At 62.0% G+C, this 12332-nt stretch carries 14 protein-coding genes and 1 pseudogene; 7 read left to right on the forward strand and 8 right to left on the reverse strand.

Annotated elements, in window-relative coordinates; all coding sequences use genetic code 11:
- Positions 1-97 precede the first annotated feature (97 nt).
- From ligD to HWX22_RS30745, 3 genes are all read left to right on the forward strand, one after another.
- Positions 98-2194 (forward strand): DNA ligase D, encoded by a 2097-nt coding sequence (gene ligD, locus HWX22_RS30735; RefSeq protein WP_175916958.1) that lies wholly within the window; start codon positions 98-100, stop codon positions 2192-2194.
- 115 nt (positions 2195-2309) lie between these two features.
- Positions 2310-3233, forward strand: coding sequence for a Ku protein (locus HWX22_RS30740; protein ID WP_175916959.1), 924 nt, complete (start codon positions 2310-2312; stop codon positions 3231-3233).
- A 212-nt stretch (positions 3234-3445) separates the two neighbouring features.
- Entirely contained in the window at positions 3446-4069 is a 624-nt protein-coding gene (locus tag HWX22_RS30745; RefSeq protein WP_347879490.1) for a tetratricopeptide repeat protein, read from the forward strand.
- 362 nt (positions 4070-4431) lie between these two features.
- Here the strand turns inward: HWX22_RS30745 and HWX22_RS32145 are convergent.
- Positions 4432-4552, reverse strand: a pseudogene (locus HWX22_RS32145) (H-NS histone family protein); the annotation flags it as partial.
- Between the two features lie 50 nt (positions 4553-4602).
- Here HWX22_RS32145 and HWX22_RS32325 point away from each other — a divergent pair.
- Entirely contained in the window at positions 4603-4737 is a 135-nt protein-coding gene (locus tag HWX22_RS32325) for a hypothetical protein (protein ID WP_260439231.1), read from the forward strand.
- Positions 4738-4850: 113 nt separating this feature from the next.
- On the opposite strand, the gene HWX22_RS30750 is transcribed toward HWX22_RS32325, so the two are convergent.
- The 4 genes from HWX22_RS30750 to HWX22_RS30765 all read right to left on the reverse strand — a co-directional run bounded on the left by HWX22_RS30750 (position 4851) and on the right by HWX22_RS30765 (position 8737).
- On the reverse strand, positions 4851-6095 hold the full coding sequence (locus HWX22_RS30750) for a citrate/2-methylcitrate synthase (protein WP_175916960.1): 1245 nt from the start codon (positions 6093-6095) through the stop codon (positions 4851-4853).
- A 60-nt stretch (positions 6096-6155) separates the two neighbouring features.
- Positions 6156-6548, reverse strand: a complete 393-nt coding sequence (locus HWX22_RS30755) for a VOC family protein (RefSeq protein ID WP_175916961.1) — start codon at positions 6546-6548, stop codon at positions 6156-6158.
- Between the two features lie 47 nt (positions 6549-6595).
- Positions 6596-7882, reverse strand: a complete 1287-nt coding sequence (locus HWX22_RS30760; RefSeq protein ID WP_175916967.1) for an MFS transporter — start codon at positions 7880-7882, stop codon at positions 6596-6598.
- A 96-nt stretch (positions 7883-7978) separates the two neighbouring features.
- Positions 7979-8737, reverse strand: a complete 759-nt coding sequence (locus HWX22_RS30765; protein WP_175916962.1) for an SDR family oxidoreductase — start codon at positions 8735-8737, stop codon at positions 7979-7981.
- A 30-nt stretch (positions 8738-8767) separates the two neighbouring features.
- Here HWX22_RS30765 and HWX22_RS30770 point away from each other — a divergent pair, with 30 nt between their 5' ends.
- Positions 8768-8974, forward strand: a complete 207-nt coding sequence (locus tag HWX22_RS30770) for a hypothetical protein (RefSeq protein WP_175916963.1) — start codon at positions 8768-8770, stop codon at positions 8972-8974.
- A gap of 76 nt (positions 8975-9050) precedes the next feature.
- The gene (locus HWX22_RS30775) at positions 9051-10013 is read left to right on the forward strand and encodes a D-glycerate dehydrogenase (RefSeq protein WP_175916964.1); all 963 of its coding nucleotides are present in this window, start codon (positions 9051-9053) and stop codon (positions 10011-10013) included.
- 70 nt (positions 10014-10083) lie between these two features.
- Here the strand turns inward: HWX22_RS30775 and HWX22_RS32150 are convergent, their stop codons facing one another.
- Entirely contained in the window at positions 10084-10401 is a 318-nt protein-coding gene (locus tag HWX22_RS32150; RefSeq protein WP_244135328.1) for a hypothetical protein, read from the reverse strand.
- Here HWX22_RS32150 and HWX22_RS30785 point away from each other — a divergent pair.
- On the forward strand, positions 10385-10798 hold the full coding sequence (locus HWX22_RS30785) for a hypothetical protein (protein ID WP_244135329.1): 414 nt from the start codon (positions 10385-10387) through the stop codon (positions 10796-10798). The genes HWX22_RS32150 and HWX22_RS30785 overlap by 17 nt on opposite strands.
- A 252-nt stretch (positions 10799-11050) precedes the next feature.
- Here HWX22_RS30785 and HWX22_RS30790 read toward each other — a convergent pair whose 3' ends face one another.
- Both HWX22_RS30790 and HWX22_RS31835 read right to left on the reverse strand, forming a co-directional pair.
- Entirely contained in the window at positions 11051-11383 is a 333-nt protein-coding gene (locus tag HWX22_RS30790) for a hypothetical protein (protein WP_175916965.1), read from the reverse strand.
- A 718-nt stretch (positions 11384-12101) separates the two neighbouring features.
- A partial coding sequence (locus HWX22_RS31835) for a hypothetical protein (protein WP_208456636.1) occupies positions 12102-12332 on the reverse strand: 231 nt, incomplete at its 5' end.

The following is a 12332-nucleotide window of genomic DNA, read 5'->3' on the forward strand; positions in this document are numbered from 1 at the left end:
AATATGCCCACCGTGATCACCTTTGTATCCCCTGCTCAAAGATTGAGCAGGGCATTCAATCACGTGGGTCAAAATTCGATGAAAATTTTCAGCTCTAGTGGGTCAGTTCTGTGCGGACATCAACAAGCGCTCCCACCGCGGCGATCGAAAAGCGGGGGCCGTCACCGTTTCGGCGCCCCTGTATTGCTGGCGCGGGGCGACGACGTGCTGGTGGGCGGGTGTCGTCAAGGCGCTTCCCGACAGCGTCACCACGATGCCGCTCGGGCCCATTGAAGAACGGGAGCCGAACACGGTGAAGCCAGTGCGCAGTAGGGGACTGCAGATAGACCTGTCTGCGGCGGTTCACGCTCCGTTGCCAGCGAAACTTGAGCCGCAGCGCGCAACCTTGGCGGCCTCCTTGCCCACGAGCGGCGATTGGATTACCGAGGCGAAGCTGGACGGATACCGCATGCTTGCCCGCGTCGACAAGGGGAGCGTTCAGTTCTTCACGAGTGGCGGGCACGACTGGACGAAAACGCTTGCTGGTCTCGCTGTCGAGCTTGAGAAGCTGCCGGTTTCAAGTGCCTGGCTCGATGGCGAAATTGTCGTACTTGAGGGTGGCATTCCCAATTTCGGCGCGCTGCAAGATGCGATAGCTGGTTCTGCCAATCAGGAAATCGTCTACTTCCTCTTTGACCTGGTGTACTTCGATGGGAAGGACCTCAGGAACGTGCCGCTGTGGGCTAGGCGTGCGTTGCTTTCGCAATTGCTCGAGCACGCAGGCGACCGAATTCGGTTCAGTCAGGACTTTGAGGCACCGCTGGCGAAGGTATTCGAAGCCGCCGCAGGTCTCGGTCTCGAAGGCCTCATGCTCAAGCATCGCGATGCGCGATACGAATCGGGAAGGACGCAGACCTGGCTGAAGGCGAAGTGTCGGCTGCGGCAGGAACTCGCCATTTGCGGCTTTACCAGTCGAGGCGGCAAGGCAGGGGAAGTCGGCAGCTTGCTGCTCGGATATTACGCTGGCGACAAACTTTATGACGCCGGCAGCGTGGGAACCGGCTGGGATGCTCGGACTGCGAGAGACCTTTGGACGCGTCTCATACCGCTCGAATTGAATTCATCGCCATTTGACATGGCTGCTACGAAGTCCCAGCGCCGGACCAGGCGAGCAGCCGGGAGCGAGCGCTGGGTTCAACCATTGCTGGTCGCCGAAATCGAGTTTGCAGATTGGACGGCGGACGGGCTAGTGCGACAGGCATCATTCAAAGGTTTGCGCGTCGACAAGCCTGCTAGCAGCGTCGTTCGCGAAGGAGGGAAGACGGTAACATCGGCTGCTCCGTCGCGTGTCAAGGCCACTCATCCGGAGCGAATTGTTGACCCTTCAAGTGGCATCACCAAGCTCGACCTGGTGCGCTACTACGAAAGCGTTGCTCAGTGGATGCTGCCTCATCTGAAAGGCCGTCCCCTAGCAATGCTACGCGCGCCTACCGGTATCGCGCACGAGATGTTTTTCCAGAAACACGCAGAGAAGACCGCGATGCCTGGTTTAACGGTGTACGACCGGAAATTGTGGCCAAATCATCCGCCATTGCTCACTATCGAAACTCCTGATGCGTTGCTTTCAGCGGCGCAGATGAATGTGGTGGAACTGCATACCTGGAACTCGACGGTTCGACGCCTCGATAAGCCCGACAGGGTCATCTTCGACTTGGACCCTGGTGAAGGTGTGAAATGGGGGCGGATTTATGAGGCAGCGCTCCTTGTTCGTGCCTTATTGCTCGAATTAGGACTCAAAGCATGGGTGAAGACTAGCGGCGGTAAAGGGGTCCACGTCGTGGTGCCCTTGGCGCCAAGACTTGAATACGAGTCGGTGAGGTTGTTTTCACGGGCATTCGTCTGGCACCTCGCCAAGACGATTCCGGAGCGCTTTTCGGCGACTTCGGGGGCGTCAAATCGCGTCGGAAAGGTATATGTCGACTATCTGCGAAATGGGAAGGGACAGACCACCGCGGCAGCCTTCACCGCGCGCGCACGACCCGGTATGGGGGTGTCGATGCCAGTCTCGTGGGAGCAACTGTCTGAGTTGAAGACCGGAGCGCAATGGACCGTCCAGACGGCGCGGGAGTATCTCAGTTTCCAAACCATCGATCCGTGGGTGGACTACTGGTCCACGAGTCAGTCGTTGGCATCTGCTCTAAAGCGCCTACACTGATGTTCAGTACAAGAACGCCGACATCGCGGGCGTTCCTGTAAACGCGTCAGCCTCCGCAGCGCCATGTGCTTTGCGGGGCGACACGCTGAACATGCTCATCCGCGAGGAGACGTCCATGCCCTCCCGTTCAATCGCCTCTCTATCCATCTCCTTTGGGCTCGTTTCAATTCCGGTGAAGCTGTATACGGCGACGGAGAGTTCGTCTGATGTTAGGTTCAACTTGCTCGCCCCAGACGGGTCACGCGTGAAGCAGCAGTACATATCGGAAGCGACTGGAGATGTCGTCGAGCGCTCGAGCATGAAGAAGGGTTACGAGTTCGAGAAGGACCGATTCGTAGTGTTCACCAGCGATGAATTCAAGGCTCTGGAAGAATCAGCCAGTCATGTCGTCGAGATCCTGGCCTTCATACCGGAGAACGCGATTAACCCGGTCTTCTACGACAAGGCGTATTACATCGCCCCTGACAAACGGGGCGGAAAGCCATATAGCTTGCTGCAGCAAGCACTGGCAGAAAGCGGCCGCTGTGCGCTGGCCAAGTGGGCATTCAAAGGCAAGACTCGGATAGTGCAGGTAAGACCCGAAGAAAATGGGCTCGTTTTTCAACAGCTATTCTATGCGGATGAGGTTCGCAATCTGAAGGAACTGAATATCGAAAACGTTGAGATATCCGTCCCTGAGATGAAGCTTGCGCTTCAAATCATCGAGCAGGGTGCCGAAGAGAGCTATGACCCGGCAGCATACGAGGACGAAGAGAAAAAGCGCATCCTCGCCGCCATAGACGAAAAGATTGAAGGCAAGCAGGTCATGACTCATGAGCCCGCGGAGGCCACTGCTGTCGGCGGACAGGTCATCGACCTGATGGAGGCCTTGCGCGCGAGTCTGAAAGGCGGTGCGAAAGCGAAGTCCGCTCCAACGCCGAAGCGAAAGAGCGCCGATCCAGCTGCCGAAATTGCAGAGGCACCGAAAGCGCGCAAGCCTGCGACGCGTGCACGGAGGGAAGTTGCTGAACAACTTGCGAAGGTTCGGGCACGCAAGTGACGTCACAAGACACGGCGCGCGCGATTTCGATGCGGGACTTGCAATCCATGCTGGGCGTTTCTCGCCGCGTGGTTACCAGCTTGGTAGCAGCGGGGTTCGTGACACCCAGGCGCGGGGCGCGAAACGGATATCGCTTTACCTTCCAGGATGTCGTCCTGCTGCGAACTGCACTGCAGTTGCGCACTGCTCGAATCCCGCCTCGAAAAATTATCATGTCTCTCTCACGATTGAGAGAGGCATTGCCAGACGAGTTGCCACTGACAGGCATTCGGGTATCCGCCGTGGGTAACGATGTCGCAGTACGGACGGGACCCTCGCAGTGGGATGTGATTACCGGCCAACTCCTCCTGGATTTCGAGGTCGCTGAAATCAAAGGCGACGTAGTATTTCTCGACAACACACCGGCACAAAAGGACCTGGCGCACGAGGCAGAGGAGTGGTACGAACTCGGCGAGCAACTCAGGACATCCGATGTGAAAGGAGCCGAGCAGGCATATAGGAAGGCGCTGGCGCTCTCGCCGGGGCCGTTCTACGCCGCCTACGTTGACCTGGGTGCGTTGCTATGCGAACTCGAGGTACGAAGTGAAGATGCGCTACAGGTATTCGATGAGGCGATAGCCCACTTCCCCGATGACGCAGCCCTGCATTTCAATCGGGCCGTTGCATTCGAAGAACTCGGCCGAAAGGACGATGCGGAGCGAAGCTATGAGCGATGTCTGGAACTCGACCCATCATATGCAGACGCACATCACAATCTCGCAATTCTTCTCGAGATGCGCGGCGACCGGCAGGGCCTCATACGCCACTTGAGTGCGTATCGCAGGCTGACTGAATAGTGAGGTGAGGGCATGCTCCAGCCGAGGTAATATCGCTGTCACTCGCAGCTTTACTGGTCTGCCGAGATGACCGATCCGGAGACGTAGGCCGCCATTGACATGTGGCGAAAATATCAGCGTGTGCGGTTCGGGCTTATGCCCGCAGGAGCAAGTTTTCGCAAGCTGCTGCTGACGAAACAGTTTGAGGAGGTAGCACTCCAGGAAACGAGGGTGAAGAAGCCGTGAAGGCGCCTTACGGGCAGCATATCCTCATCTAAGGACAGCGCTTTTTCTCCGAGATGCGCGACTATAGGTCGCGCATCTCCCTTGTGCAGACTGAAAGTGCCAGTGGACATGCAGTTGTTACGGCCACGGCCCGACTAGGTCGCGCCAGTCTTCGGGGCGCGATAACTTCGCTTCTACCAGAGTCTTCGCTTGCTTTGCCGACCGACCTTGGCGCGTGCCGAAGATGTCCTTCTCGGTAATACCGTACTCCGCGACCTTGGCGCCCTCGCGAACACACGCCGGCGCAGATAGCGCGGCGGGCCGTTCGGATGGATCTGATCGACGTACTCGCCCATCCGGACGGTGAGTGTTTTCGGGAGGTCAAGGCGGCCGCCGATGCGATCACCGGCCTTATCACTATGCTGCGATTGCCCGCTCAAACTCAGATTGCGCACAACGCGTGACTGCCACTGCCGGCGTCGCAGTGGAGTTGACACCGGTCTTCGCAAGCCGCGGCCAATGAAAACTTTGCTGCAAACGGTGACGCGTTCAATTCGGTCTACGGTTGTCACGCGAGTTACTCCACCACCTTGAACACGCGGTTCTTGTCGATCACGCCGGCTTTCGGCAGTTTGCCATCGTTCTCGGCGGCGGGCCGCAGATGCCGATCATCGAGCGCCGGCCCCGTATAACGGCTGCGCGGCCGGATCACCTTGCCGACGCGCAACTGCTCCATGCAGTGGGAGAGCAGCCCGACGCTGCGCGCGATCGAGAACAGCCCGAACGCCGCATCGCGCGGCAACTGAAGCTGCACCGCCAGCATCGCGAGCGCGACATCGATGGTCGGGCGCTGGCCGGTGAGCGTCGTGACCCTGTCGACGAAGTGCGCGAGTTCCGCCGGCGGATCGAGTCGCGCAAGCAGCGCGGCCGCGCGCGGATCGCCGTCGGGGTAAAGATGATGGCCGAAACCGGGAAGCGGGATCGCGGACTTCAGGTGATGATCGACGACGCGCTCGGCGCCCAATCGTTGCACGTCGTCGAACACCGCACGCACGCGTCCCGACGCGTCGCCGTGCAGCGGCCCCGCCAACGTCGCGAGCCCCGTCAGCAGGCAGCCGGCCAGCGACGCGCCGGTCGATGCGGTGATGCGCGCGGCGAATGCCGAACTCGTGATCTCGTGATCGGCGACTAGCACCATCGCGCGGCGCAGCAGGTCTGCGCCATGTCTGTCGAGGCCCCAGCCGGCCGCGAGCCGCTGATGGGTGTGAAGCGCGCTTGCGCCGGTATCGTCGTGCGCGCCGAACGCGCGCGACACGATCGCGACGAGCTGCCCGGCCTCGATGTGCAGCGCGCTGTCCAGCCGGCCGAGCGTCGAATGGCCATGCGCCAGCGTCGCGAGCATCGTGAACGCGCATTGCCGGTCGCGCTCACCGGGCGGCAGCACGATCGCTGGTGCGTCGAACGACACTGGCTCGGTGGCCTGCCAGAGCAGCGCAGCCGTTTCCTCGAGCGTCGCGGTATCGGCGAGTTCAATACTGTCGCGGCCGCGATACCATGCGCGGCCCTTCGAGAACGTGGTGATGCCGCTGTAGATGCACGGCTCGGCGCCGAAGATCGTGCTGGCCGCGAGCGCCGCCCGCTTGCGGCCGACCTGTTTCTTGCGGCACAGCGCGACGACGTCCTCGGCGCGATACAGGCTCTTGCGCGGATCGTCGGGATCCTGCATCACGGCAATGCTGCCGCGGCTCGCGTACGCATAGACGGTCTGCGCCCGCACGCCGAGCCGCCGCGCCGCTTCCGTCAGGGTGATCCAGTTCTGCATGGGGAGTCGTGATGAGGATGTGGCCGGTGCGCGGCCGCTTGCGCCGACTATAGACCGGGTTCAGCTGAATGTCATCTCGGCCGGGCGCCGCTCGAGCACCTCGACGAGGATGTCGCCGGGAGCGCGCACGAAACAGCCGCGCACGCCGGCGCGGATCCGCGTGACGGGCTGGACGATCTCGGCGCCGTTGTCGACCAGATGCGCGTAAGCCGCATCCAGATCCTCGACCAGCACGCCGAAGTGGTCGATCCCTTGCATGCGCGCGCCGTCCGGCACGATCGCCAAACGCGCGTCCGGCAGCGCCGTGATGAACAGGTTGATGGCGCCGATTCGCAGGTCGACGCGGCCCGGGCGCCGCACGATTTCGGCGTTCAGGCAGCGCGCGAACCACGCGGCGGTGGCTTCGGCATCAGCCGAGCAGAGTTGCAGGTGATCCCATTTGAATTCGATCATGGTCGTGTGCGGTACGTACAGTGGAGTGTAAAAGGGGGCGAACCGGGTCAGAGCTCGATACGCGACAGCTTGCCGAGCAGCACCGAATACGAGAGCGTGCCGACGAGGCAGATCGCACCCATCAGGTTCAGCGCCCAGGAGAAGTTGCCGGTGTGCTGCGTCACGTAGCCAATCATCAGCGGCGTGGTGACGGCCGCGATGTTAGCGGCGAGGCTCGTGATGCTGCTGGTGAGCCCGACATAGCGTTTCGGCGCGATCTCGGACACGGCCGCCCACGACATCGAGCCGATTCCCTGTGCGAAGAACGCGACGGTCAGGATCGCGATCACCAGCGCGTTCGACTGCACGAAGTTGACGAGCACGATCGATGCGCCGAGGAAGGTGCCGATCACGAGCGGCGCCTTGCGCGACGACGACATCGAAACGCCGCGCCGGATGCAGAGATCGGACAGATAGCCGGCGATCAGGATCCCGAGCGTCGCGCCGATGAACGGCATTGCCTGGAAGAAGCCGACCTTGATCATCGACATGTGCCGTTCCTCGACCAGGTAGGTCATGAACCAGGTCGTGAAGAACACCAGCAGCGTGTTGTTGCAGAACTTGCCGAGACAGATCGCGAGAATCTGCCGGTAGCCGAGCAGGCGCAGCGCCATGCGCCAGTCGAATCGATCGCGCGCGGTCACCACCGGCTGCCCTTCGGTGATGTACTGTAGCTCGGCCGCGTTGACGCGCGGATGGCGCGACGGATCGCGATAGAGCCGGTACCAGACGACGCTGAACAGGATGCCGAATGCGCCGGTTGCGAAGAACACGGTACGCCAGCCGAACGCCGACGAGATCCACAGCAGCAGCCCGGTGAAGAGCGGTGTGCCGATGTACTGGCCCATCACGTACACGCTCGTCGCGAAGCCACGCTCCTGGACCGGGAACCACATCGTCACGGCGCGCGCGTTCGACGGAAACGCGGGCGCTTCGAGCGCGCCCATCGCTAGCCGCGAACCGAGCAGCATGTGATAGCCGTGCGCGAGCCCTTGCGTGAGCGTCGCCAGCGACCAGCCGACGAGCGACAGCGCATATGCGACGCGCGAGCCGAGCATGTCGGCGAGCACGCCCGCCGGCAGCAGCGCGATGGAGTAGGCGAGGCCAAACACGGCGAACAGCTCGCCCATCTGCACACGCGTGAGCGCGAGATCCTTCGATAGCGCGGGCGCGACGATGCCTAGCGCCGAGCGGTCGACGTAGTTGAGGATCGTGGCCACGAGCAGCATCGACAGTACGCCGTAGCGCACCCGTGATCGTCTTGCGATGCCTGCGTGCGCGTCGAACTCGCGCATGACCGAAACCTGCTCTTCTGCGGTTTTCAATGTCGTCTCCTGTCTCCTCATTGCAGGGCCGGCGCGCGGTTGTCTCGTACGCCGGCGCTCGTCCGGTCAGCCGCGCCCGACGAACGGCATCGCGCTCGCCATGATTGTCATGTTCAGAATGTTCGCTTCGAGCGGCAGGCTCGCCATCTGCACGATCGCGTCCGCCACGTGCGCGACGTCGACGCGCGGCTCCGGTGCGACGCGGCCGTCGGCCTGCAGCACGCCGTTGTTCATCCGCTCGGTCAGCGACGTGGCGGCGTTGCCGATGTCGATCTGGCCGCACGCGATGTTGAACGGCCTGCCGTCGAGCGCGAGCGAGCGCGTGATGCCGAGGACCGCGTGCTTCGTGGCCGTGTACGCGATCGTGTTCGGGCGCGGCGTGTGCGCGGAGATCGAGCCATTGTTGATGATGCGGCCGCCTTGCGGCGTCTGGCGCTTCATCTGGCGCCACGCGGCGCGGGCGCACAGGAACACGCCGGTCAGGTTGGTTGCGACCACGTCGTTCCAGAACTCAAGCGAATAATCGTCGAGCGGCACGGCGCCTGCGTTGCGGCCCGCGTTGTTGAACAGCACGTCGAGGCGGCCGAAGTCATGCGCAATCCGCGTGAAGCTCGCATCGACCGATGCCTCGTCGGAAGCGTCGGTCGGAATGGCCGCGGCGACGCCGCCGGCCCGCTCGACGATCTCCTGCGTCGCGAGCAGCGGATCGATACGCCTGCCGAGCAGCGCGACGGTGAAGCCTGCTCGCGCCAGCGCAACCGCCGCTGCCTGCCCGATTCCGGTGCCGGCGCCCGTCACTGCCGCGATTTTTTTCTCTGCCTGCATTTTCACGTCCTCGTCTTCAGTCCGTTGAACATGCAAAAAGCATTGCGCGGCGACGATTTCGCAGCAATCTTGATTTTTTCAATCAATATCAACCGCCCCGTCCAGACGGGCTGGCGTCAGGGTTTTCCTGAGTTCGCGGCTGCGCCGTTCGCGCGCCGGTACGGCATCGCGCATGGCAGAGGATATGGTCGGAATCGGTCGATCATCCGGTCGCTCAATGCCGCGCGGACATGTTGATCGAACCAATCAATATTGACCCGCGCCGACTGCGCTTCGTAGCCTGTGTTCCGTTTTTCGACCCAAGGACGAGACCATGCCTGACAACAATCGCATCCGCCTGTTGGTTGCGCGACGCGTTCCCGCCGCAGTCGCCGCACGCGCAGAATCCGAATTCAACGCGTATATAACGGACGCCGACATGGACGCGCCGTCCGTCGTCGAGTTCTGCAACCGCTACGAGACGCCGGCGGTGCTGATCGGCAAGAAATCGGGGCTGCAGGCCGAGCACATCGCAGCATTGCCGCCGAGCGTGAAGATCATCGCGAACGCGAGCGCCGGGTACGACCACATGGATGTCGCCGCCGCACGCGCACGCGGAATCGCGGTCAGCAACGCCCCCGATGCGCTGACCGACTGCACGGCCGATTTCACGATGCTGCTGGTGCTGGCCGCGTGCCGGCGTGCATCGGAGTACGAGCGAATCGTGCGCGCGGGGTGGGGAAAGTCGTTCGGCATGACCGACATGCTCGGCACGCGCGTGAACGGCAAGACGCTCGGAATCGTCGGTTTCGGGCGGATCGGCCGGGCGGTCGCGCAGCGCGCGCGCGGCTTCGGGATGAAGATCGTCTATACCGACCGGCGTCCCGCACCACCCGAGATCGAGGCCGGTGCACGCTATTGCCCGGATCTCGACACGCTGCTCCCGCAGTGCGACATCCTCACGCTGCACGTGCCCGGCGGCGGCACGCCGTTGATGACCCGCCGCGAATTCGGCTTACTGCGCGCCGGTGCGGTATTCGTGAATGCGGCACGCGGCAGTCTCGTCGACGAGGATGCGCTTTACGATGCGTTGACGTCGCATCGGCTGTTCGCCGCGGGGCTCGACGTTTACCGGAACGAACCCAACATCGATCCGCGCTTTGCCGCGCTCGACAATGTGTTTCTGTCGCCGCACATGGCGAGCGCGACCATCGAGACGCGCGACCAGATGGGGTTTACCGCGCTCGACAACGTCGCGGCGGTGCTTGACGGGAAGGGGGCGCCGAACGCGCTGTGATGACGGCGGGCGAGAGCGCTCGCCCATGCCGGGGTGTCCGATGACGGAACCCCAGGCTTCACACGCGTCGTTACTTCAACGCCCCCTCCGCCACCAGCACCGCATGCGTGGCCTCGGACGTGCTGAGACGATGCGGGATACCCGAATAAGCGGTCGCATGCAGCAGCGTCGCTTTTATTTCGTCCAGGGGAGTGACGACGGACGCCCTAATGTCGAATAGCGAGAGAGCTTCCGCCTTGGTCTCGCCTGATGCGCCAAACCATGCCGCCGCTCTTAGTTTTGCGAAACATCGAGCGCCGTCGTCCGTCGCATCGCACTTTCGGCCGTCGGCCGCATAGTTTCCCCCGACTCGCCGCACCGGGAATACGTTCGTGAAAATCGTCGCCATCGAAGTCATTCGTCTCTCGCTCGCATTCGACGCGGGCCGCCGTCCCGTTGCCGCAGTTGAACCGGCCGCTGCGGACACGTATAACGCCGCAGGCCGCTCGCTGCGCCGAATGGAGTCGCTGCTGGTCAGGCTTACCGATGACGCAGGGCGGGTGGGTTGGGGTGAAACATTCGGTCATCTGATCAATCCCGTCACGTTCGCCGCGCTGGAAGGCCCGGTCGGCCGCTGGTTCAAGGGTGCCGAATTCGAGCCGACGTCGCACGGGATCGCCGCGTTGCGTTTCGCGGCCGATCGCGCGCTGCATGCGTTCGGCGCACCGGACCGGTGCTGTATGCATTGTCCGCGATCGTGTTGGATGCGTCGGAGGTTCAAGAGCGAGCGCGAGAACTTACTCTAAACGAACGTCAATGCTGACGTTGCCGACAAGGCAGCAGCACGATTGGCCTCCCTAGCACGACAGTTCGATCGCCAGTTCAGACTGGCGATCCACGCCAACGCGCGACCACGACGCTCGCCGTGGACGCGGGCGGCAGTCTGACGTTGACGAAATGGAACGGGACGGGGACGGCCGTCTGCCCGAGTAGCGCGCCCTACGTGTATAGCGGCGACGGCTGGTGGTGGGGCGACGACGAAACCGTGTCGTACCGGTTCAATCTCCTGCCGGGCACTGACGTCGGCGAGCGTGCGCCGCCGGCAGTTGCTCGACTTCGCCGGTGCCGGCGTGCTCGCGACGCTGTTGCCGGACTGGCGAGACGATGGCGACAGCCCGTACACGCAGATGGTCGCGTGCGGCCGGAGTAGAGAGTCTGGTGGGAATTAAAAAATCCAGGCAGGCACGGCCCAAACTTAAACGATTGTGATCGTTGTCACCGATGTGCGCCCAGATCCGCTGAGAATCCGTCCCATCGCTGTCCGACAAGGGTTTCGGGAAATCGGTGGCCTGCCGACTTCCGCGGAAATGCTCAAGGGCAACGTGCAGCACGAACCGGTAGAAATCCGATGGCGGGCGTTGAGATCGCAATCACAGTAGCGGCGACGGGCAAGTCGTTCAAAGATGCCGAAAACGCGTCTTGAGCGCCGGCTCAGATTGTCGGGAACATACCGGTCGGAGCATGCTGACGTCTGCACGATTGCGGTCGGCCGGCCATCTGATGACCACATCGCGTCGGATCGCCGCGTTGTCGATCAGGCGCGGGGTGTGCGACGTTGACGTGCGGGGAAGTCGATCGCTCGGCACGATGTTAATAAGTATCATCATGCACCGCCGTTCATCGGAATATTAGGTGGAGAGGGGGGCGAAGGGGGATTCAGCGTCATTGATGTCGCCGTACGCAGTCACCTTAAGTGGAGGGGCACATAGTAAGGGCTATGTTACCCTTCATTTCAGGACATCGGCGCGTGTGCGCCATTTTGGGCGCTCACACAACCAAAGTTGTTATTAGGTTTCAACTAATTTTGTTACTACCGGCGGCCGGCAGGGTTCGTTGGCAACATCCCGCCACCCCGAGTTCCTCGCGGAGCCGCTTCAGACGGGCTTTCGAGCGGCGTTTCGCGGCCGAACGAGCCGGCATGATCAACGCCTTTGCCCAGCTGGTACCGGCTCGTCAGCCATGTCGATCGAAGATTGCTACGCAACTTTGGTTGAAATCGCACATCGGATTACAACTTTAGTTGACGCCCTCGCGCCGCCAGACACATCTTTAGTTGAAACGGAATTTCCCGCTGAGCCCTGACAGGCCGGGTTTTTCGGACATTTCGCTACGCTGGCGGATGGTTACATCTTTAGTTGCGTGAGCGTCAGTTGTTTGACCTGCCCCCTGCAAACAGGGCCAGCCGGAGTCTAGTAAAGTTCGTTTTCGGAGAAGAAGACGAACATGAAGAAGCGCTTTACGGAACAGCAAATCATCGGGTTTCTGAAGGAAGCCGAGGCC

This window comes from Burkholderia sp. BCC1638 (genome assembly GCF_902833195.1).
GTDB classification, from domain to species: Bacteria; Pseudomonadota; Gammaproteobacteria; order Burkholderiales; family Burkholderiaceae; genus Burkholderia; species Burkholderia diffusa.